Annotated in this window: 16 protein-coding genes and 1 pseudogene; 10 read left to right on the top strand and 7 right to left on the bottom strand. The window is 69.9% G+C overall.

What is annotated here, in order from left to right:
* Positions 1-45: 45 nt before the first annotated feature.
* The 4 genes and pseudogenes from M2157_RS19780 to M2157_RS49145 form a co-directional block, all read right to left on the bottom strand.
* Complete coding sequence (locus M2157_RS19780) at positions 46-669, bottom strand: M23 family metallopeptidase (RefSeq protein WP_280863079.1); 624 nt, start codon at positions 667-669, stop codon at positions 46-48.
* Positions 670-791: 122 nt separating this feature from the next.
* Entirely contained in the window at positions 792-2225 is a 1434-nt protein-coding gene (locus tag M2157_RS19785) for an NAD(P)H-hydrate dehydratase (RefSeq protein WP_280865853.1), read from the bottom strand.
* A 359-nt stretch (positions 2226-2584) separates the two neighbouring features.
* A complete protein-coding gene (locus tag M2157_RS49140) occupies positions 2585-3163 on the bottom strand; it encodes an RHS repeat-associated core domain-containing protein (protein ID WP_348541797.1) in 579 nt (192 codons plus the stop codon).
* 733 nt (positions 3164-3896) lie between these two features.
* Positions 3897-5975 (bottom strand): annotated as a pseudogene (locus M2157_RS49145) (DUF6531 domain-containing protein); the annotation flags it as partial.
* 531 nt (positions 5976-6506) lie between these two features.
* Between M2157_RS49145 and M2157_RS19795 the strand changes: the two are divergent.
* Positions 6507-6797 (top strand): hypothetical protein, encoded by a 291-nt coding sequence (locus M2157_RS19795; RefSeq protein ID WP_280863082.1) that lies wholly within the window; start codon positions 6507-6509, stop codon positions 6795-6797.
* Positions 6798-6864: 67 nt separating this feature from the next.
* Here the strand turns inward: M2157_RS19795 and M2157_RS19800 are convergent, their stop codons facing one another.
* Entirely contained in the window at positions 6865-7236 is a 372-nt protein-coding gene (locus tag M2157_RS19800) for a holo-ACP synthase (RefSeq protein WP_266388044.1), read from the bottom strand.
* A gap of 129 nt (positions 7237-7365) precedes the next feature.
* On the opposite strand from M2157_RS19800, the gene M2157_RS19805 reads away from it, so the two are divergent.
* Positions 7366-7989 carry a histidine phosphatase family protein gene (locus tag M2157_RS19805; RefSeq protein WP_280863083.1) on the top strand — a complete coding sequence of 208 codons (624 nt, stop codon included), beginning with the start codon at positions 7366-7368 and terminating at the stop codon, positions 7987-7989.
* 9 nt (positions 7990-7998) lie between these two features.
* On the opposite strand, the gene M2157_RS19810 is transcribed toward M2157_RS19805, so the two are convergent.
* Positions 7999-8400, bottom strand: coding sequence for an ATP-binding protein (locus tag M2157_RS19810; protein ID WP_280865854.1), 402 nt, complete (start codon positions 8398-8400; stop codon positions 7999-8001).
* A gap of 201 nt (positions 8401-8601) precedes the next feature.
* Here M2157_RS19810 and M2157_RS19815 point away from each other — a divergent pair, with 201 nt between their 5' ends.
* The 4 genes from M2157_RS19815 (at position 8602) to M2157_RS19830 (ending at position 12442) form a co-directional block, all read left to right on the top strand.
* Positions 8602-9438 carry a helix-turn-helix transcriptional regulator gene (locus M2157_RS19815; RefSeq protein WP_280863085.1) on the top strand — a complete coding sequence of 279 codons (837 nt, stop codon included), beginning with the start codon at positions 8602-8604 and terminating at the stop codon, positions 9436-9438.
* 8 nt (positions 9439-9446) lie between these two features.
* Positions 9447-9635 carry a DUF397 domain-containing protein gene (locus tag M2157_RS19820; protein WP_280863086.1) on the top strand — a complete coding sequence of 63 codons (189 nt, stop codon included), beginning with the start codon at positions 9447-9449 and terminating at the stop codon, positions 9633-9635.
* Positions 9636-9701: 66 nt separating this feature from the next.
* Complete coding sequence (locus tag M2157_RS19825; protein ID WP_280865855.1) at positions 9702-10655, top strand: hypothetical protein; 954 nt, start codon at positions 9702-9704, stop codon at positions 10653-10655.
* 14 nt (positions 10656-10669) lie between these two features.
* Entirely contained in the window at positions 10670-12442 is a 1773-nt protein-coding gene (locus M2157_RS19830; RefSeq protein ID WP_280865856.1) for an insulinase family protein, read from the top strand.
* Here M2157_RS19830 and glmS read toward each other — a convergent pair whose 3' ends face one another.
* The gene (gene glmS / locus M2157_RS19835; protein WP_280865857.1) at positions 12443-14290 is read right to left on the bottom strand and encodes a glutamine--fructose-6-phosphate transaminase (isomerizing); all 1848 of its coding nucleotides are present in this window, start codon (positions 14288-14290) and stop codon (positions 12443-12445) included.
* A 724-nt stretch (positions 14291-15014) separates the two neighbouring features.
* Here glmS and M2157_RS19840 point away from each other — a divergent pair.
* From M2157_RS19840 to M2157_RS19855, 4 genes are all read left to right on the top strand, one after another.
* A complete protein-coding gene (locus M2157_RS19840; RefSeq protein ID WP_280868247.1) occupies positions 15015-19301 on the top strand; it encodes an RICIN domain-containing protein in 4287 nt (1428 codons plus the stop codon).
* Between the two features lie 35 nt (positions 19302-19336).
* The gene (locus M2157_RS19845; RefSeq protein WP_280863091.1) at positions 19337-19771 is read left to right on the top strand and encodes an SMI1/KNR4 family protein; all 435 of its coding nucleotides are present in this window, start codon (positions 19337-19339) and stop codon (positions 19769-19771) included.
* Positions 19772-19841: 70 nt separating this feature from the next.
* Positions 19842-20090 carry a hypothetical protein gene (locus M2157_RS19850; RefSeq protein ID WP_280863092.1) on the top strand — a complete coding sequence of 83 codons (249 nt, stop codon included), beginning with the start codon at positions 19842-19844 and terminating at the stop codon, positions 20088-20090.
* Positions 20091-20185: 95 nt separating this feature from the next.
* A complete protein-coding gene (locus tag M2157_RS19855) occupies positions 20186-21130 on the top strand; it encodes a CbrC family protein (protein ID WP_280865858.1) in 945 nt (314 codons plus the stop codon).
* Positions 21131-21132: the final 2 nt, after the last annotated feature.

A 21132-nucleotide genomic window follows, 5' to 3' on the forward strand; every position in this document is an offset into this window, starting at 1 on the left:
CCGCCGATGAGCACGTCCCCCTCGGGACGCGCACACGCACGCGGGTCAGAGGCTCAGACCGTGCCGGGCCAGGTATTTCACCGGGTCGATGTCCGAGCCGTACGGGCGGCGGGAGCGGACCTCGAAGTGCAGATGCGGGCCGGTGGCGCGCCCGGTGGCGCCGCTGCTGCCTATGCGGGTGCCGGCCTTGACCTTGGCGCCGCGCGCGACCGAGATGCGCGAGAGATGTGCGTAGAGCACATATCGGGAGTCGCTCATCTTGATCGTCACGGCCTTTCCGTACGACCCGGACCAACTGGCCAGGACGACGACGCCGGTGCCCACCGCGTAGACCGGGGTTCCCTTCGACACGGCGAGGTCCACTCCGGTGTGATAGCCGGCCAGCCAGCTCCCCCGCACCCGGTAACGCATCGTCACCCTGGCCCGCTTCCGGATGGGGCGGCTCCACTTGGCGGCTGCGAGGGAGCGGTCGTCGACCTCGAGGTCCTCGGCGGCCTCGAACAGCTCCTCGTATTCCGCGTCGTAGTCGCTGCCGCAGTTACCGCCGGGCTCTTCCTCTAACGGTTCCGGGGCGTCCTCGCGGAAACCGAGAACGGGACTCCCCAGAACGACTGCCGCACCTCCCAGCAACTCGCGCCGGGTGGTGCCTCGTATATTTGGCTCATCCATGCGGCCAGCGAAACATCGCCCTTTCGGCTCCGCATATTTGACCGACCGGTATTGGTCCCATCAGGTACTAGTTCGCGGTTACGCGCCGGTATACCGGCTCGCCGTCACCCGTCCGCCCGCCCTCACGCGTCCCTGACGTCCCGCCAGGCCGCCGGTACGGCCTCGGCCACGTCGTGCGCCCCCACCGGTGCTCCGTCCGCCGCGAACCGTCCGGCCAGCCCGTGCAGATAGGCGCCCACGCTGCCGGCGTCAAGAGCGCTCAGCCCGGACGCGAGCAGGGACCCGGCGAGACCGGACAGGACGTCCCCGCTGCCGGCGGTGGCCAGCCATGCCGTCCCGGTCGGGTTCACGCGTACGGCCCCGCCGCCGGCGTCGGCGACGAGCGTGGTCGAGCCCTTGAGCAGCACGGTCGCGTCGTAGCGCCCGGAGAGTTCCCGCGCCGACGCCAGCCGGGCCCCCTCGACCTCCTCGCGCGGCACCCCGAGGAGCGCGGCGGCCTCTCCGGCGTGCGGGGTCATGAGGGTCGGCGCGGTACGCGCGCGTACGGCGTCCCGGTCGGCGAGCCGCAGTCCGTCCGCGTCGATGAGGACCGGCACGTCGGACGCCAGCACCTCTCCGACGGCCGAGGCGTCGTCCCCGGCCCCCGGCCCGACGACCCACGCCTGCACACGTCCGGCGTGCTCGGGCCCCCGGTCGGAGACGAGCGTCTCGGGGAAGCGGGCGATCACGGCGTCCCCGGCGGGCCCGACGTACCGCACGGCCCCGGCGCCGCCCCGCAGCGCCCCGTACACGGCGAGCACGGCGGCCCCCGGGTACCGCGCTGATCCGGCGGCGATCCCGACGACACCTCGCCGGTACTTGTCGCTCTCTCCGGTCGGCACGGGCAGCAGCCGCCGTACATCGGCGTGTTGGAGGGCTTCCAGTTCGGCCTCGTCGGGAAGGGCGAGCCCGATGTCGACGAGCCGCACCGACCCGGCGTACTCCCGCGCGGGATCGATCAGCAGGCCCGGCTTGTGCGTCCCGAACGTGACGGTGAGGTCGGCCCGCACGGCTGCCCCGCGCACCTCACCGGTGTCGGCGTCGACGCCACTGGGCAGGTCCACGGCGACGACGGCGGCGCGGGACCGTTCGGCGACCTCGGCCAGCCGGGCCGCGTCGGGGCGGAGCCCGCCCTTGCCGCCGATCCCGACGATGCCGTCGAGGAGGAGGTCGGCCCGTTCGATGAGTTCCTCGGCGCCGCCCGGAGCCACCGTCCGGCCCCCCGCGCGCCGCAGCGCCGTGAGCCCACCGCCATGGGCCCGCTCGGGCGCGAGCAGCACGGCGGTGACACCGGCCCCGCGCCTCGCGAGCCGCGCGCCCGCGAAGAGGGCGTCTCCGCCGTTGTCCCCGCTGCCGACGAGCAGCACGACCCGACGGCCGTACACCCGCCCCAGCAGGTCCGCGCAGGCGGCGGCCAGCCCGGCCGCGGCCCGCTGCATCAACGCCCCCTCCGGAAGCCGCGCCATCAGCTCCCGCTCGGCGGCCCTCACCGTCTCCACGCTGTACGCAGTACGCATGTGATCGAGTCTGCCGCAGAGCTGCCGTGAAACGCGAAGGGTGGAAAACGGTCAGCTCCCGCGTCACCGCTCGACGGTCTCAACGTTGAGGAGGAAGGCCTTTACCGCCGACCCCCTTGAAGCGCCAAACGACAAGAGCCCAGAGTGCGCCCAGGATGACCAGACCGACCCAAGCTTCGGTAATCCCTTGTGCCGCTATCAGGTAGATCAGGAACAAGGCGCAGGGGACACTGGCAATGGTCGCCCACCTCAGGTTTCTACGGGTTCTGTCGGCGTGGGTGAAGCTCCCCGGCCCCATGCTCATTCCTCCGTTTCCGTAGTACCGGTGAGAGGGGGCTGCACCCCCTCTCACCAGCAGATCAGTCGCCCTTGATGGCACCTGAGACGATTTCACCGGCGTAGTAGCCGACGCCCGCGCACACGGCCGGAGCTGCTGCCGCTCCCACTCCTGTCCCGGCAGTCAGCGCTCCGCACGTAAGTCCGGCTGCGGTGCCGACGGCCCAGCCGGCCACGCTCGCCCAAGCCGCACGGGTGTCGCCCTGAAAAGCAGCGATGCCTGTATTGATCAGGTCGCTTCCCTTGCCGAGTCCTTCAAGGACGCCTCCGATGCTGAGAAGTCCTGACGGGTCGGCATTGTTGATGAAGTCGCCGCCCGCGTACAGGTACGGGTTCTTCTCCTGACCGGAGGGGTCGGGCTGGTTGAAGCGGCCGAGTTGGGGGTCGTAGTAGCGGGCGCCCATCTTGTACAGGCCCGTGGGGTCCAGGTAGGCGCCGGTGTAGCGGAACGGCTGGGGCACCGCCTCCGTCGGGGTCGTGCGCGGCAGGCCCGTCGGACCGTAGGCGTACGTGTGCGTGCGCTTGCCCGCGTCGTCGACCAGGCCGAGCACGTTGCCGGTGGCGTCGGTGAGGTAGTAGTAGGACTTCCCCCCAGTCGTCATGGAATTCAACGTGCCCGCCGGTTCCCGGATGAATCCGGTGTCGACGCCGTTCGTCGTCGTGGACGCGAGCCCCAGCGCCGTGTGGTGGAACCACGTCGAACCCAGCTTCGTACGCTCGGAGTTGTCGGTTCCCGCGTGCACCAGGTCGTGGTTCGTGCCGCCCTGCGTGATGCCGGACAGCTGGCTGTAGTCCGTCCACGTCTCGTTCGTGCGCGCGGTCGCTGCTGTGCGCCCGCCCGCGGTCTCGTTGCCGGTCTTGTCGTACGACCCACGGCGTCGCCGAGCCGGTCTGCGCGGTCAGCTCACTGGCGTCGTTGTAGGTGAAGGCCGCGCTGCCGGGGCAGGTGGCGGCGGTGCCGTCCTGGGAGGTGAGGTTGCCGGCCTTGTCCCAGCAGTACAGCCACGACGCCGTACGGGTGCCGGCGGAGTCGGCCTCCAGCGCGTAGGACAGCCGCTCCTGGCTGTCGTACGTGTACGTCGTCTTGCGGCCGGTGGCGTTGTCGGTGCGGGTGCGGATCTTGGTGGTGTCCTTGCCCGCACTGGCGTAGCTGTAGGTGAGGTCGACCAGGGTCGTCGTGCCCGAGGTCGTCGTGACGGCCGACGGGCGGCCGTTCTTGTCGATGGTGAACGACTGTGTGGTGCCGCCGGGGTAAATGGTCTTGGTGCGCTTGTCGTTGTAGTCGTGGTCGAAGTCGGTCTTCTTGCCGTCCGGGGCGGTCAGGTGGTCCAGGCGGCCCGCGGCGTCCCAGGTGTAGTCCGTCTTGCCGGTCGGGTCGGTGTAGTGGTCGACGTCCCCGCCCGGGGTGTACGCGAGGGCGGTCTGGGCGCCGTTCTGCAGCGTGCGCACCCTCTCCCGGTTGAGCTCGTCGTAGTCCCACTTCGTGGTGCCGGAGACGTCCGTGCGGGACCTGACGTTGCCGTCGCCGTCGTAGGAGTAGGTGACCGTGGAGTTGGTGGAGGAGACCGTCTTGACGCGGTCGCGGGTGTCGTAGACGTACACGGTTTTGATGCCGCGGCCGTCGGTGGCCGTCTCCACCCGGCCGAGCGCGTCGTAGGTGTACGTCGTGGGGCCCAGCGGGGCAGGCGGGGTGACCTTGGACAGGTTGCCCTTGCCGTCGTAACTGAACGAGGTGACCTTGCCGTTGCCGTCCTTGGCGGTGCAGCGCTGGCCCTCGAAACCGCCGCAGGTCGGGGTCGCCTTGTTGTACGTGTACTCGCGGGTGGCGCCCGCGGTGCCGGACGTGGTCACCGACATCGTGTTGCCGTTGGTGTCGTACTTGAAGGTGTCCTTGCGGCCGTCCGCGCTGGTGAAGTCGTTGGGCAGGTCGGTGCCCGCGATGGTCTGGTACGCGGTCACCGAGGCGGTGGCTCCCATCGGGAGCGTGGCGGACTTGGGGTTGTTGCGGCTGTCCCAGCCGTAGGTGGTGGTGTTGCCGCCGGTGCCGTCCGCCCCGGTGCCCATCGCGTCCGTGGATGTCTGGGTCAGGTGATTGGTGTACTTGGCGTGGCGGGAGTGCTGGAGCGGGTCGGTGACCTTGGTGACCTCGCCGTCCGCGTTGTGGATGTAGAGCGTCTTGTCGCCGTCGGGGTCGGTGACCGTGGTCGTGCCCGCGTCCTCCGGGGTGGCGGCCGAGTAGTCGTAACGCCAGGTCGGCCCGGTGTGGCCGCTGCCCGTGGACTCGGTCGCGCGCAGCATGGAAGTGACGCGGTTCTGGTCGTCGTAGGTGAAGACGGTGACCGTGCCCTCCGGCGTGGTCACCTTCGTCACCCGGCCGTCGCCGTCGTACTCGTAGCCCGTGGCCTTGCCCGCGGTGTCGGTCACCTTGGCCAGGTTGCCGTCCGCGTCCAGGTCGAAGACGGCTGTGCGGCCCGTGTGGTCCTTGGCCTGCCACTGGTTCGGGTACGTCTTGACCAGGTCGATCCATCGCCCGGAGCGGGTCCCGGTCAGCTTGAAGCCCTTGTGCTCGTCGCCCTCGTCGTGCTGGTCGACGGTGATCGTGCCCTTGTTCTTGTCGGTGACCTTGGTCAGGGTTCCGTTCGCGTCGTAGGTGTCCCGGCTGCCGGACTTGCGGTCGGTGAGGGTGTAAGTGCCGTCCGCGTTCTTCGTCAGGTCCTTGGAGTAGCCGGTCGGGGTCGTGAAGCCGCCGGTGCTGGGCTCCTTGAACCGCAGCCCGGCGCCGGTGGCGTCGAGGACGTCGACCTCGGTGTCGCTGATCTGGAGGTAGCGCTCGTACCCCTGCCACCAGCGCTGCGAGACCTTGCCCCAGGGGGCTTCCAGGCTGTTGTACGTCCGTGCCAGCTGGAGTTTCTGGCCGACGCCGGCGATGTCGAAGTCGGTGGCGGCGAGCATCAGGTTGCCGTCGGAGAGATTCACCCGCGCGACGAGGGCGTCGTCGAGGCGGGTGTCGAGGATGCGGTGCCAGGGCACGTCACCCTGGCCCTCGGGCACGTACGGGGGGATGTCGGCGGCGGCAGCGGTGCCGGCCGTCCCGGCCGTGGTCGTCCCCGCCGTGGCCGTCCCGCCTCTGGTACGGGCTTTCTGCGCCGTCCGCCAGGCGGCGACCTCGGACGGCGGCTCGGTCTCGGCTCTCGAAGCCGGGGCCTTGGTCACGCCCGCCGGGGTGGCCGGGACGTCGACCTTCGTCGGCTTCGTCCACGGGCTTTCCGGCTTGGGCAGGGGCGGTTCGGCAGGGGCCGCCAGACCGGGTGCGGCGGCCACCACTAACGCCGCTGTGGTGATGGCGGCGGTGAGAACGATTCTGGTTGATCTCCGTGCACGCCGAGACGGCGTGCGCGCGGCACGCGAATGCATCAGCTTCCCCCCACAGGAAGTCAGAAACAGGAAGTCAGAACCAGTGACCCCAGCGGTCACAAGTGCCGCACAAGTTGCCACAGGAAGCGCACAAATCGGCGCGCCGTGCCCCCGAACCCGTTCCGCATGCGAGCCGGAATCGGCCCTACCCCTTTAAGGCCCCCTGCGCCCGGATAACGTGACAAATGGGCACCTTCACCCCCTACAGGAGGAGGGAATGATCAATTCCGGCCAGGGAGCGAACTGTCCGGATGGCCGGAAGTGCACGACATCCCAGGTCAAGCCTTCACCCACCGACCCAAGGCGATCACTTCCGGCCAAGTTCGACACCCTTCCTCACGTGCGAAGGAAGCGCTTACCAGGCACGATCAGGCACTTTTTGGCATATGCCCAAACCTGAGGATGACTCAGATATCCCGTCCGCCACAGAACCCCCCTGTGCACGACCCTTCACAAATCGCACACTGAGGGCGTTCGGCGAGCGCCGCCGCGTCCGCGGCCGTCGCCCATCCCGTGGAGGACCTTCCCGCGATGACCGATCCGGACAGATCCGTCTGGCCCCTTGCCCTGGCCGTCCGCTGGGCCGCGCGCCTGTTGTGCTGGAGCCTGGGCGCCGGCATGGCCACGGCCGCCGTCGACCTCACCGTCGCCCCGCGCACCTCCTGGTGGCAGACCCTGTGGCCGCTGCCCTGGTACACCACGGTCGCCTCCGCCCTGCTCTGGGCCGTGCTGCGCGCCCGCGAGAAGTACGTCTTGAGCGGCGGTGCCGACGACCCACAGACCGACGAGGAGGTCCACGCGGAGTGGGACCAGGCCGCCTGAACACGAGCGCCCGTGCCCGCCACGACAACGCGGCCCGAGCAAACGCCCGCCACCCCGCGCCCGTTCGTCACCCCTCCGCGATCACCACCGCCGACGCCACCCCCGCGTCGTGACTGAGCGACACATGCCAGGACCGCACCCCGAGTTCCGCCGCCCGCGCCGCGACCGTCCCGGTCACCCGCAGCCGGGGCCGCCCGCTGTCCTCGACGTAGACCTCGGCATCCGTCCAGTGCAGGCCCGCGGGGGCCCCGAGCGCCTTCGCCAGCGCCTCCTTGGCGGCGAACCGCGCCGCCAGCGAGGCGACACCCCGCCGCTCCCCGCCCGGCAGCAGCAACTCGTCGTCCCGGAAAAGCCGTTGGGCCAGGCCGGGCGTTCGCTCCAGGGACGCCGCGAACCGGTCGATCTCCGCCACGTCGATACCGACGCCGATGATGCTCATCCGGGCACTTTACGATCCGCCCGGCGCCGGTCACGAGATCGTTTCTGAAGGGCGCGCCGTGATGTGCAGGCGCATGCCGCAGTCGAAGGGACCGGCTGCGACCCGAGATCGCTCACAGAGGAGCCTGCGATGACCGGCACAGCCACCCGTTACCTCTACCTCACCCGGCACGGCGAGGCGTTGCCGGACGAGAGCGGGCTGACCCGGGCCGGCCGGCAGCAGGCCACACTGCTCGGCCGACGGCTCCAGGACATCCCCTTCACGGCCGTTCACCATGGCCCGCTGCCGCGGGCAGCACAGACAGCCCGCCTGATCCACGACCAGCTGAAGGACGTCCCCCTGCGCGCCTCGGAGGTCGCGGGGGACTACGTGCCCTACGTTCCCCGGAAGGACGAACTCCCGCCCGAAGCAGCCGACTACTACCTCCGCTTCCTCGCCGACACCACCGACGACGAACGGGAGCAGGGCGCCGCGCTGGCCCGCCAGGCACTCGACCTGTTCACCGGACCGGTGGACGGCGAAGCGGACCGGCACGAACTGGTCGTCACCCACAACTTCCTCGTCGCCTGGCTCGTCCGGGACGCCATGCACGCCCCGAAGTGGCGCTGGCTCGGCCTCAACCACGGGAACGCGGCGCTCACGGTCATCCGTTACGCACCCGGCCGAGCCGCCTCCGTCCTCGTCTCCAACGACATGCGGCACCTGCCCACCGAGCTGCGCTGGACCGGCTTCCCTGCCGAGTCGCACATCTGACCGCGCCGGTCAGGCCGCGGCCAGCTCGCACCACACGTACTTCCCCCGGTTGCCGTGCCTGGCCAACGGCTGCAACCCCCACAGATCCGCGCAGGCCCGCACCAACGCCAGCCCCCTCCCCTCCTCCCCCAGCACCCCCAACTCACCCGGCGGCTCAGGAGGTTCGGGGTCCGCGTCCCACGCCCCGATCCGCAGTACCCCCGCCGTCCAGCGCACCCGTAGCGCGGCCGGTCCTTTCGTATGGCGTACGGCGTTCGAGACCAGCTCGGCCGCGAGCAGCTCCGCGGTGTCCGTCAGGCGGATCAGGCCGTGCAGGGTGAGGATCAAGCGGAGGGTGCGGCGGGCCACGGTGACGGCTCGGACGTCGTTCGGGATGTACAGCGTGTACTCCCAGGGTTCGTTTTCGGGCATACGTCAACTCCGGTTCTTTGATGGGTGGTTGGGCGCGGTGGCAGTGCCGCGGCCGTCACGGCAGGACGGAGCGGTGCGCTTCCGCAGAGTGTGCGCTATGTCACCGACGGTAGGGCTTTCATGTAATACAGAGCAAGCGGATCGCGTAATCTGCCCCCGAACGAGCCACGTCGGCGGGCATGTTGATCCAAGGAGCAACCGATGGTCCTGAGGCGCGAACCAACTGCGCGTCAAATGCGCCTGGGGGTCGAGCTACGACGGCTCCGCGAGGGGGCGGGACTCACCACCATCGAGGCAGCAGCGCTGCTTGGGGCGAATCGAGTCCAGATCACCCAGATCGAATCCGGACTCGCAGGCGTGAGTGACGAACGGCTGCGCCGCCTCGCATCCCACTACGACTGCACGGACCAGGAGTTCATCGACGCCCTGGTCGCGATGGCCACCGACCGGACACGCGGCTGGTGGGAGGATTACCGGGGGCGGCTGCCCACCTCGTTCCTGGACCTCGCCGAGCTGGAACACCACGCCGCGTTCCTGCACGAGGTGGCGATCCTGTACGTGCCGGGGCTGCTCCAGACGGACGACTACGCCCGTGCCGTCTTCTCGGCCAGGGTTCCCGAACTCACCCAAAACGAGCTCGCGTTGCGCGTACAGCACCGCATGAGGCGCCAGCAGATCACCCTCGCGTACAAGTCGGTGATCCACGAGTCGGCCCTGCGGATCAGAGTCAGTGACCGCGCCGCCTCCCGGGCCCAACTCCTCCAACTCCTCGAAATCTCCGAAGCGGACAACATCACCATTCGCGTCATCCCCTTCGACCTGGACGGCTTCGCCTCAGCCGCCAGCACCATGACCTACGCCGGTGGCCCCCTTCCCAGACTGGACACCGTGGTGCGTGACGTACCCCATGGGTCGGCCTTCATCGACTCCGAGGCTCAACTCACTGCCTTTCGAACGCGCTTCCGTAAGGTGGAAGCCGCATCACTCGACCCCGGACAGTCGCGCGACTTCATCAACCGGCTGGCGAAAGAGCTGTGAGGCCCCCCATGGAGAACTGGCGGAAGTCGTCCTACTCAGGCCCGGACGACGGCAACAACTGCGTCGAGATCGCAACCCACCCCACCCACATATCCATCCGCGACTCCAAGACCCCCACCACCGCCACCCTCACCTTCCCGCCCGCCCCCTTCTCCGCCTTCATCGACGCCCTCAAGACAGCCCCCGAATCTCAGTAACCCCCCGTAACCCCTCCTGCTAGCCTGCGCAGCACCGCGTATCGACCAGGCCAGGGGGACCGTCGTATGGGCGAAAGTACTGTCGGCGGGTCCAGACCACCGGTGACCGACCCGTTCGACGCCGTGCCCGAACTCGCCCCGCTCCGCGCCGCCGCCTGGGACGGCGACTGGGAAGCCACGCAGGCCTTCTTCAAGAAGATCCCCTCCACCGTCGACGTCTCCTTCGCGGCAGCGCTCCTCGCCGGTGTCGAGCGGACCGAGTGGTTCCTGGAGAAAGCCGCGAAGGCACAGCCCACCGAGCCACTCCCCCGCACCCTGCTCGCCGAGCGGTACATCCACCTCGGCTGGCGTGCCCGCGGCCACGCCCGCGGCGAGGACGTCCCGTGGGACCGGGCCGAGCAGTTCCACGACTGGCTGCGCAAGGCGGAACTGCTGCTGATCGAGGTGTGTGCCGAGCATCCGGCGTACGCCCCGGCGTGGACCGCCCGACTGGCGACCGCCCGCGGGCTGGTGCTGGGGCAGTCCGAGGCCCGGCGGCGCTACGACCGGCTCGCGGAGCACCACCCGGACCACGTCCGCGCGCAGTCGCACCTGCTGCAGCAGCTGTGCCCCAAGTGGGGCGGTTCGTGGGAGGCAGCGCACGGCTTCGCCCAGCAGTGCGCGAGCGCCGCGCCGGACGGCTCGCACGCCGGCGTCCTGGTCGCCGAGGCCCACATCGAGCAGTGCACCGAGCTGGAAGGCGCCCAGGCCGCGGAGTACCTGCGGAACGTATCGGTCCGCGACGAACTGCGCCGCGCCGCCCGCGCGTCCGTCCTGCACCCCGACCACCGCCGCGACTGGCACTGGGCCGGCACCCACAGCACCTTCGCCCTGGCCTTCTCCCTCGGCGGCCATCTCGAGGACGCCGCCCGGCACTTCACCGCCCTGGGCGACACCGCCTCCGAGTCCTTCTGGCGGTACCTGCCCGACTGGAAGACCCGGTTCACGCAGCAGCGCACCGCCGCGCTGGCGACACTCTGAGGGAGGAGACGCCCATGACCACCCACGACACTTCCGCGACCGCCCTCGACACCCTCCACGTTCTCGACGGCATCGTCGGCCACACCACCGTCCACGGCATCCCCACCCTCTTCGCCCCGCGCCCCGGCGAGATCACCGCCGGTCTCGTCTTCCGGGTGGGCCACGCCGACGAGACCCTGCCCACCTCCGGCATCACCCACCTCGTCGAGCACCTCGCCCTGTACCGCCTGGGCCTGTCCGACCTGCACTACAACGGCGCCACGGCCAGCACGTACACCCTTTTCCACGTCACCGGCGACGAGGACGAGGTGGTCACGTACCTCAACAGCGTCTGCGAGGCGCTGCGCGACCTGCCGATGGACCGTCTGGAGACGGAGAAGGAGATCCTGCGCACGGAGGCGGGCAGCCGCGGGAAGGGCGCGCTGTCCCAGATGCCGCTGTGGCGGTACGGCGCCCAGGGCCACGGCCTGTCCAGTTACGACGAGCTCGGCACCCGGACCCTGACGCCCGACCAGGTGCGCCACTGGGCCGAGACCCGCTTCACCCGGGACAACGCCGTGCTGTTCCTCACCGCGGACCGCATACCCGACGGCCTGGACCTCACCCTGCCCACCGGCCGCCGTTTCCCCACCCCGGCCGCGTCCAGCGCGCTCCCCGTCACGCCCGCCTACCTCCGCGGCGAGGACGGCCACCTCGTCTTCACCTCCGTCCTGCGCCGCTCCACCGCGGCCGCCGTGTTCGCCGAGGTGCTGGGCCGCGCTCTCTTCCAGGACCTGCGCCAGAAGGGCGGCTACTCGTACTCGGCGGAGGCCGACTACTCCCCTCGTGACGCCGACTTCGCCACCCTGACCGCGTACGCCGACGCGCTGCCGCAGAAGCAGGACGCCGCGGTCGGCGGCTTCGTCGACGTCTTCGCCCGGCTGCGCGCGGGCCGTATCGAGCAGGCCGAACTGAACTCCGCGCGCGGGAAGGTGCTCAAGCGCTACGACGCCCCCGATCTCGGCGCGGCCCTGTTGCCGTCGTACGCGCTCAGCCTGCTGACCGGCCACCGGATCCTGACTCCTGAGGAGCACAGGGCCGAGCTCGAGGCGGTCGGCGTCGCCGATCTGCGCGAGGTCGCCCGTGAGGCGTGGGACGGCGGGCTGCTCCAGGTACCGACCCGGGGCGCCGACTGGGCGGGCCTCACCCCGGCCCCCCGATTCTCGCCGTCCGGGGTCTCCGGCACCCTGCACCCGTCCCTGGAGGACGAGGACGTCACGCTGATCATCGGGGAAGCGGGCGTGACGCTGTCGACGCCGGGCGGCCTGGTCACCGTGCGGTACGACGGCTGTGCCGCGATGACCACCCGCCCCGACGGGGCCCGGTGCCTGACCGGCCTCGACGGTTTCCGCGTGGACGTGGAGCCGACCCTGTACGGGGATGTCACGGCCGAGCGGATCGCCGTACTGGACAAGGCTGTTCCGGCCGCCGCGGTCGTGCCCCTTCCGGCCCGCCCGGCAGGGGAGATCCCTCAGCCGCGTGAACGGACGGCCCCCGCCCCGCGGACCCCGGCGGACGAGTCCAAGCGGGCCGAAGGCCGGAGAACGGCCGGGCGGGTGACGGGCCACTTCGTCTTCGTGACCGCGCTGGCCACGCTGTGGCCCGTGCTCCTCGTCACCCTCCTCGTCAACGGGATCCACGAACCCGGGATCGGCATCGCCGCGCTCGCCGGGTTCGCGCTGGAGTTCTGGCTGCTCCACGCCGCCCGCAACCTCTACCGGACCGGGCAGCCGACTGCTCCACAGTGACTACTCCACGGTGACCGACTTCGCCAGGTTCCTCGGCTGGTCCACGTCGTTGCCCCGGGCCGTGGCCAGCTCACAGGCGAAGACCTGCAGCGGCACGGTCGCCACCAGCGGCTGCAGCAGGGTCGGCGTGGCCGGAATCCGGATCAGGTGATCGGCGTACGGCACCACCGCCTCGTCCCCCTCCTCCGCGATGACGATCGTGCGCGCACCCCGGGCCCGGATCTCCTGGATGTTGGACACGATCTTGTCGTGAAGCACCGACCGCCCCCGGGGCGAGGGCACGACCACCACGACCGGCAGGTCCTCCTCGATCAGCGCGATCGGCCCGTGCTTCAGCTCCCCCGCCGCGAAACCCTCGGCGTGCATGTAGGCGAGTTCCTTGAGCTTCAGCGCGCCCTCCAGGGCGACCGGATATCCGACATGGCGCCCGAGGAACAGCACGGTCTTCTTGCCGGCCAGTGACCGCGCCAGCGCCCGCACCGGCTCCATCGTCTCCAGCACGCGCTCGACCTCACCGGAGATGTGCGACAGGTCCCGGACGACGGCGGAGATCTCGTCGCCCCACTTGGTCCCCCGCACCTGCCCCAGGTACAGCGCCACCAGGTAACACGCCACGAGCTGCGTCATGAACGCCTTCGTCGAGGCCACGGCGACCTCGGGCCCCGCGTGCGTGTACAGCACCGCGTCCGACTCCCGGGGGATCGTCGACCCGTTGGTGTTGCAGATCGCCAGCACCTTGGAACCCTGCTCGCGGGCGTGCCGTAGCGCCATGAGCGTGTCCATGGTCTCCCCGGACTGGGAGATCGCGATCACGAGGGACCGCGGGCCCAGGATCGGGTCCCGGTAGCGGAACTCGCTCGCCAGCTCCACCTCGCAGGGGATACGGGTCCAGTGCTCGATGGCGTACTTGGCGATGAGCCCCGCGTGGAAGGCCGTACCGCACGCCACGATGACGACCTTGTCCACCTCCCGCAGCTCGGCGGCGGAGATCCGGACCTCGTCCAGCGTCAGGGACCCGGCCGCGTCGATACGGCCGAGCAGCGTGTCGGCGACCGCCTTCGGCTGCTCGGCGATCTCCTTGAGCATGAAGTAGTCGTAGCCGCCCTTTTCCGCCGCGGAGGCGTCCCAGTCGACGTGGTACGGCTGGACGTCGGCGGGGCGGCCGTCGAAGCCCGTCACCGTCACGCCGTCGCGCCGCAGTTCGACGACCTGGTCCTGGCCGAGCTCGATCGCGGAGCGGGTGTGGGTGATGAAGGCCGCCACATCGGACGCCAGGAACGCCTCGCCCTCGCCGACGCCGACCACCAGCGGCGAGTTCCGCCGGGCGCCCACGACGACGTCCGGTTCATCGGCGTGTACGGCCACCAGCGTGAACGCCCCCTCCAGGCGCCGGCACACCAGCCGCATCGCCTCCGCGAGGTCGGCCGTCACCGAGAACTCCTCGGCGAGCAGGTGCGCGACCACCTCGGTGTCCGTCTCGGAGGCCAGCTCGTGTCCCCGGTCCTCCAACTCGGCCCGCAACACGGCGAAGTTCTCGATGATGCCGTTGTGGACGACGGACACCCGGCCCGCGTTGTCCAGATGAGGATGCGCGTTGGCATCCGTCGGCCCGCCGTGTGTGGCCCACCGCGTGTGCCCGATACCGGTGAGCCCCGTCGGCAACGGCCGGTCCACCAGCTCCTTCTCCAGATTGACCAGCTTCCCGGCCTTCTTCGCCGCCGCCAGCCCGCCGTCCGCCAGCACGGCGACGCCTGCCGAGTCGTACCCCCGGTACTCCAGTCGCTTCAGCCCGGCCATCACGACATCGAGCGCCGACTGCGACCCCACGTATCCCACGATTCCGCACATGCGCGGCAGCCTAGGGGTCATCGGACGTCGAAACACGGCACTTCGTGCCCGATTCCGGATATCGCGGCAGGGGCTGAATCGAGCCAACTCGATCCACTCTGCCCCTAAAGCCCTCACCAACTCGCCACAGAAAGGACACATCATTCCCTTGCGCGCACGGGGTTCGCACCCTCCGCATGACCGCTCCAGACTTGGGGTGGCTTTACGCCAGGCAGCGGAAAGCCCTTGCACACACCGAAGGGACCCTGCCTAGAGTGACCCGCGCTTGACCGGATCATGACCACTCCGGGAGTGCGTGCACGTCAGTCAGCGACCAGGGGAACGGTGTCGCTACGGGGGAGGGACCTTCTGTGCCGCAGTACCTGCAATCCGCGTGTCCCACGCCCGCCTGGCCCAGGCGTCCCTGACGCCTGGGCCAGGCCAACTCGCCAGTCTCCACGCCCCTGAGCCGCCATCGGCAGGCTCCCGGTCGGTTCCTTGCGACGAAAGGGATGCGCTCTTGCGTTCCAGACCACCCGCCTTCCTGACACCCACGTCGGGAAGGCAAGGGCTCTTCGCCCGTGTCGTACTTCTCCTGCCCGCGGTCGCGGTGCTGGCCACACTCGCCGTGCGGCCCGAGCTCGCGGGACTCTTCGCGGGTGATACCTCGACCAGTTCCAGTGACAGGCCGGACGACTGGTTCGAGACCACGACCGACGAACAGCTGCGGTTCGACCAGTGCCTGATGGCCGACGCCGTGCGCCTGGGCGGACCGGGCATGTACGGCTTGGCCCAGGACGCCCTGAACCAGACGCCGCAGAAGCTGCGCGAACTCGCCAGCATGGACGGCGCGTTCGACGGGCCCCTGCGTCAGGCCCACGAGAAGGACGAGAGCGCCTGGAAGGCCAACTGGGAACGCCTCTACGCGAAAAGGAACGCCTGGGAGAAGCCCCTCGACGGTCTGGAGACCCCGGGCGGGTTCAGCGACACCGAGTTCCAGTGGGTGCCCGGCGTCCACGACGGCGAGGACTTCTACGACCAGACCGGCCTGGGCAAGTGGGCCGGCGGCCCCGACTGGAACGAAGAGTTCAACTTCTACGACCCGACCCCCGAGGCCGACGATCTGACCGTCAAAGCCCTCAAGGACCTGGGTACTCCGCTCTACGGCGAGAAGCCCTACGACCCCTCCCTCCCTGGTGAGGAGCGGGCTCGGCAATATGACGAACAGCGGGCGTTCGAGGCACTGTTCGACACCTTCCACGGCAAGGGCGCCGACGACGCCCGGCTCTTCCTGGCCTCCGGCGGCTTCCCTCGTACCGCCCCTCAGCCGGGCACTGTCGAGTACCGCATCGCCGTCGAGGACATGAAGACCCGCTTCGCGTCCTGCGGGTGGCGGGACCCGATCGACCCGAACAAGACGCTTCGCCAGGTGGAGGACACCGCCGCGGGGGAGTGGCAGCAGGAGATCGCCTCCCAGGCCACCCAGCGCAACCAGATCCTCACCGCCAACCGCGACGCCACGACAGCGCTGACCAAGGGCGCCGAGTCGATGGCCGATCTGCTCGGCCAGTCGTGGATCGCCGATCACCTGGCCCGCTGGCAGGACTACTGGTCCCCCGGTGGCCTCGGCTGGATCGGTGACTCCCCGGCGGTCATCCAGGTCGAGGCGGCTCAGGGCAAGTGCCTCGACGTGGCCGGTGCGAAGAAGACCGACGGCACCCCCGTTCAGCTGTACACCTGCAACAACACCGCGGGACAGCAGTGGCAGTGGGAAGCGTCGGGTGACGCCTACGCCCTGGTCAACGTCAACTCCCAGAAGTGCCTCGACGTCCAGAGCAGCAACCCCGCCAACGGCACGAAGATCCAGATCTGGACCTGCAACGGCAGTAAGGCCCAGCAGTGGAACTTCGACGTCCGCGCGGCAGACGAGCTCCGCAACGTCGTCACCGGCAAGTGCCTGGACCTGCACACCTTCGACAACAGCCAGGATTCGTGGCTGTGGACGTGCAACGGCACCAATCCGCAGAAGTTCCGGATCGTCCCCAAGGGCCACAACGGCACGGACAGCCTGAGCTACCCGGACAAGGCCCAGTTCGACAAGGCCAAGGCGGGCATCACCGCGGCGCAGACCCAGGCAAAGAAACAACTCGACGCCATCAAGGCACAGTTGGCCGCGGCGAAGAAGGCCGCCACCGCGAGTGACACCGCAGAGCAGGCCGCCTACCGGATCGCGGACGCGGGCGGTGCCCCGCGCGGCCGAGGACTGCTGGCGGGTCAGCAGAAGGCCCAGGTCACGAAGGGGGCCGTGGCCGGACTGGAGGCCCTGGCGAAGGCCGCTGAGACCGCCGAGGCGGCCACCCGGGCCTCCGCCGGGGACAGCAAGACGATTACCCAGCGGGCGCTGGCACAGGCGGCGCAGTCGAAGGCCGAGTTCCGCAAGGCCGCCGCCGCGGTGGCCGAGGCGCAGGCGAAGGCCGCGGCAGACGCGGCCAGACTCCACCGAGACAACGCCAAGAAGGACAAGGAGACGGCGGAGGCCAAGCTCGCCGAGACCCTCAAGGCCGAGGGCGACGCCAAGGCGGCCGCCGCCGACGCCCACGCCAAGCGGCTGGCCGCGGAGGCCGAAGAGAAGACGGCCAAGGCGGAGAAGGAGAAGGCCGCGGCCAAGCAGGCCGAGGCCAACCAGCACAAGCAGAACGCGCAAACGGAGGCGGCCAACGCTCAGACCGCCAAGGAGAAGGCCGAAGCCGCCGAGCAGACGGCAATCGCACGCAAGAACGACGCCGTCACAGCCCGAGACAACGCCAAGGCCAAACGCGACGACGCATGGGAGGCCGAGCAGAAGGCCGACGCCCAGCGCGCCAAGGCCGACGCCAAGGAGGCCTACGCCCAGTCGCTGGACGCCGGCGACGCGGCGACCGCGGCGCGCGCCGCCGCCGACGAGGCCGACCGGCACGCGAGCGACGCCGAGGCGGCGGCCGGCCGGGCCCGCTCCGAAGCCGACGCGGCCACCCGGGCAGCGGCCGAGGCGGACGCGGCCGCCACCCGTGCCGAGGCCGCCGCCGAGCGGGCTCGCGCGAACTCGGACGCCGCCCAGGCCGCCAAGCTGAAGGCCGACGCCGCAGTGCGGACCGCGACCGCCGCCGTGGCGGAGTCGATCGCCGCCGCCCAGCACGCCGCCTCCGAAGCGAAGACGGCGGTCCAGCTCGCTGCCGAGGCCGAAGCCCATGCGAGGACCGCCAAGTCCCAGGCGAACGCGGCGCGGGCCGAGGTCGCCAAAGCCATGGCCGCCTCGGCGAAGGCCGTGGGCTTCGCCCACGTCACCGCGCAGGCGGCCGTGGACGCGGGGAAGGCGGCCGCGCAGGTCGCCAACCCGGCCAATGACGCGATCCAGCTCGGTTCCCCCTATGTGGACACCGACTCCGCCGCGAGCCTCGTCGTCCTGACAGGGCAGGCGTCGAAGTCGATCGCCGAGCAGCAGAAGGCCGTCGCCGACGCCCACGCCAAGAACGCCCAGGCGGAGGCCGACGCGGCCAAATCCCTCGCCGACCAGGCGAAGGACGACACCAAGGCCGCCTACCAGCACGCTGCCAACGCCGCCGGTTACGCCAGGGACGCCCGCGGTTACGCCAAGGAGGCCCTGGGCTACGCGGCCGACGCGGCGAGTACCGCAGCCAAGGCCACGCAGTCGCTGGCCCGCACGGTCGAGTACGACCGCCAGGCCACCGTGGACGCGGCCGCCGCCGACGCGGCAGCCGGCCGCGCCGAGGGCTACGCCACCTCCGCCCGCGCGGCGGCCGACCAGGCCGCCCTCGACGCGGAAGCGGCCCACGCGGCAGCGGCAGAGGCCGAACAGGCGGCGAAGGACGCCCGAGCGGCGGCCGACCGCGCGGACGCGGCGGCGACGGAGGCGGAGGAGGCGGCGAAGGACGCCGACAAGTACGCGAAGGAGGCCCAGGAGGCCGCCTCCCGCACCGAGACGGCGGACAAGAACAGCAGCATCCAGAAGGGCACGTCAGCCGGTGGCATCGGCAACGTCTTCTACGTCGACCGCATCGAGGCGATCGGTGACCCGAAGGACGTCAAGAGGGACAACTGCAACGTCATCATCCACTTTGGGGACTGCACGGTCACGGCCACCATCACGTACAAGGTCGAGATCGACGTCTACCTCTGCACGGCTCTCGACCTGCCCGCCACGCAGGCCGGATGCCCGGACTGGGAGACCCTGTTCCTCGGAACGCAGCCGGTCGATCCCCAAACGGAGAGGGTCACCAAGACCCTCTCAATGACCGAGTTCAACTCGGGCATCGACCCGGTGGACATCCTGGTCGGGCACTGGATCGACTGCGCCGAGAAGGTGGCCCCGGGCGGCGCGAGCGGAAGCCTCGGCGGGTGCGGCTGGGCCGCCTTCGACGTCGCGGCCTTCCTCTTCGGCGGCAAGATCACCCAGGCCGTGGTCGAGGGCATCCGTGCCCTCGACGCCTCACTGCGCACCGGGGTAGGCATCGCCGACGCCTTCAAGGCGCTGCGGGCGCTGGACATGGACCCCGGCGCCGTCGCCAACATCAGCCGTACTGTGGCCGCGTTCGAGGACGACGTCGCGGAGGCCTGCCGGGCCTTCGATGGTGTCGCCCGGATGACCAGGGCGCTGGCCGCGGCGGCACCGAACGGGCTGCCGTGCAAGTTCTGGAAGCTCACCGACTTCGAAGGTCAGCGTGTCTACCAGCGGGACGATCTGATCGACCCCAATTACACGTCGCCCAAGCAGAAGGACGGACTGAGCAACCTGGAACTGATGAAGAAGGGCAGGCCGCCGTATGCTGCCGACGACAAACAGATGCAGCTTCACCACATGTTGCAGACACAGGAAGGTCCGATCGCCGAAGTGACCGGTTCGTTCCACTCGGCGAACAGTAAGATCATCCATTGGAAATCCGGGACGAAGATTCCCAGCGGGATCGACCGCCCGGCCTTCAAAAAGTGGCGGGAACGCTACTGGGAAAACCGAGCGAAGGGCTTCGGCGGATGACGGGGATGGAAGCGAGTCGGCAGGTCATCGACCTGGTGCGCGCCAACGAGGACACCGCACAGCACGGCCGGGGCTGTTCCCCAGAGATCATCGCCCGAGCCGAGCGGGAGCTCGGACTCACGTTCCCGCCCTCGTACCGGCTTCTGATCGAGGAGTTCGGCTCGTGGGACGTGTCGTCCAGTGAATTTCTAGGCATTTACCAGACCGAAGCCGCCGGAGACGTGCTTCTGGGATCCGTGGCCGAGACCCTCGACGCCCGGGCCGAGGTCGGCATGCCTCAGGAACTGATGGTGGTCATGCTCGACGACGTGTGGCTGTTTGCCGTACTCGACACGTCCCAGCCAGACGAGGACGGCGAGTATCCCGTGTTTGCGTGGAACCCGGGTGTCCTCGACGGCGGGCTCATGGAAAAGATCGCGGACAGCTTCGGAGAGTTCGTACTCAAGGAGTGTCAGCAGAACCTGACCTAACCGTCTCCATAGATGGAGACACCGGTCAGGGGGGCGCACGCTGAGCGTGCGCCCCCAGAGCGAGAGACCCATGGCCGAAGCAGAATTCAACCTGCCCGACCTACGCCCGAGGGCCAGCAAAAGGCGGAACGACCTCACCGGCGGCTCGCACCAGCAGCCTGGCGCGGAGGCGCACGTAGATCCCTTCATCGGGGACGGGGCGTTCGTGGACTGGGAAACCGGCGCGGAGTTGCGGAATGCCGTCCTCGATCTCTTCGAAAAGAGCATCGCTGATTCGAAGAACCGGACGGGCGCGCGTACGGATTTCTGGTCCAGGTGAGAGGTCTTCGCCGCTCCTGACCCACAGGCCTTTCAGGCCCCGCCGAAGTCAGGCCACACCGGCTCCGGCGGGCCGGCCGCATTCAAAGGAACCACATGAGTTACAGCCTGTACCTCTGCCGTTTCGCCGACGGACACCCCGCCCCCATGGACGAGCCCGCGATACGCGACGTCCTAGGCCCCGTCACCGTCGGCGGCATGCCGCCGACCGGTCTCCCGGACTCCTGGGATCTCGAAGCCGAGGACGGCGGGTCCGAGGTCTACGGCGACGCCCTCGGCCTCACCTTCAACCGCTTCTCTCCCGGGCAGATCCTGGACCGCGTGGCCGAACTCGCCCGCCGCACCGGTGCCGCCGTCCTACCGCTCGACTGCCCGGTGATCCTCACGAGCGAGGCCGACCGGAGACACCTCCCGGAGAGCCTCCGCGCGGAGGCGATCGTGCTCGCGCCCGCCGCTCTCACCGGAAGCGCGATCCAGTTGCTGATCTCCCCGCAGCCGGAGCCCCGCCGACGCCCGGCCCTCCCCCGGTTCCCGTACCACCCGAACCCCGTCGCCACCGGCTCCGTCACCACCTCCGACGTCCCCTGCGTGTGCTGCGGACAGGAACGCGGCTGGGTGTACACCGGCCCTGTCCGCTCCGTCGGCGGCCCGGACAGCGGCATCTGCCCGTACTGCATCGCGTTCGGCAAGGCCGCCGAGCGCTACGACGCCACCTTCGCCGAGGCCATCGAGGGGGACGTACAGAAAGACGTCGTGACGGCCGTCCTCAGGCACACCCCGGGGTTCCTCGCATGGCAGTCCCCGACGTGGCTCACGCACTGCGGCGACGGCGCCGAGTTCCTCGGCCTCGCCGGGGCGAAGGAACTCGAAAGGTACCCGGACGCCGTCGACGACCTCCGCCGGCGATGCGCCGAGTGGGCCTGGCCGGCGGACGAGGTCGAGGACTTCCTCGGCTCGCTCGACAAGGACGACCAGCCCACCGCGTACCTCTTCCGCTGCCGGGCCTGCGCGACCCACCTCGCCTACGCGGACTTCACCTGACC

Origin of the sequence: Streptomyces sp. SAI-127 (assembly GCF_029894425.1) — a bacterium.
Lineage (GTDB): Bacteria > Actinomycetota > Actinomycetes > Streptomycetales > Streptomycetaceae > Streptomyces.

What these genes read in the sequence shown, in the direction of transcription:
- M2157_RS49140 (WP_348541797.1), bottom strand. Translation starts at nt 3,163, where the DNA reads ATGACGACTGGGGGGAAGTCCTACTACTACCTCACCGACGCCACCGGC.
- M2157_RS19825 (WP_280865855.1), top strand. Translation starts at nt 9,702, where the DNA reads ATGGGCGAAAGTACTGTCGGCGGGTCCAGACCACCGGTGACCGACCCG.
- M2157_RS19810 (WP_280865854.1), bottom strand. Translation starts at nt 8,400, where the DNA reads ATGCCCGAAAACGAACCCTGGGAGTACACGCTGTACATCCCGAACGAC.
- M2157_RS19795 (WP_280863082.1), top strand. Translation starts at nt 6,507, where the DNA reads ATGACCGATCCGGACAGATCCGTCTGGCCCCTTGCCCTGGCCGTCCGC.
- M2157_RS19815 (WP_280863085.1), top strand. Translation starts at nt 8,602, where the DNA reads ATGGTCCTGAGGCGCGAACCAACTGCGCGTCAAATGCGCCTGGGGGTC.
- M2157_RS19785 (WP_280865853.1), bottom strand. Translation starts at nt 2,225, where the DNA reads ATGCGTACTGCGTACAGCGTGGAGACGGTGAGGGCCGCCGAGCGGGAG.
- M2157_RS19820 (WP_280863086.1), top strand. Translation starts at nt 9,447, where the DNA reads ATGGAGAACTGGCGGAAGTCGTCCTACTCAGGCCCGGACGACGGCAAC.
- M2157_RS19840 (WP_280868247.1), top strand. Translation starts at nt 15,015, where the DNA reads ATGGCCGACGCCGTGCGCCTGGGCGGACCGGGCATGTACGGCTTGGCC.
- M2157_RS19780 (WP_280863079.1), bottom strand. Translation starts at nt 669, where the DNA reads ATGGATGAGCCAAATATACGAGGCACCACCCGGCGCGAGTTGCTGGGA.
- M2157_RS19855 (WP_280865858.1), top strand. Translation starts at nt 20,186, where the DNA reads ATGAGTTACAGCCTGTACCTCTGCCGTTTCGCCGACGGACACCCCGCC.
- M2157_RS19805 (WP_280863083.1), top strand. Translation starts at nt 7,366, where the DNA reads ATGACCGGCACAGCCACCCGTTACCTCTACCTCACCCGGCACGGCGAG.
- M2157_RS19830 (WP_280865856.1), top strand. Translation starts at nt 10,670, where the DNA reads ATGACCACCCACGACACTTCCGCGACCGCCCTCGACACCCTCCACGTT.
- M2157_RS19800 (WP_266388044.1), bottom strand. Translation starts at nt 7,236, where the DNA reads ATGAGCATCATCGGCGTCGGTATCGACGTGGCGGAGATCGACCGGTTC.
- glmS (WP_280865857.1), bottom strand. Translation starts at nt 14,290, where the DNA reads ATGTGCGGAATCGTGGGATACGTGGGGTCGCAGTCGGCGCTCGATGTC.
- M2157_RS19850 (WP_280863092.1), top strand. Translation starts at nt 19,842, where the DNA reads ATGGCCGAAGCAGAATTCAACCTGCCCGACCTACGCCCGAGGGCCAGC.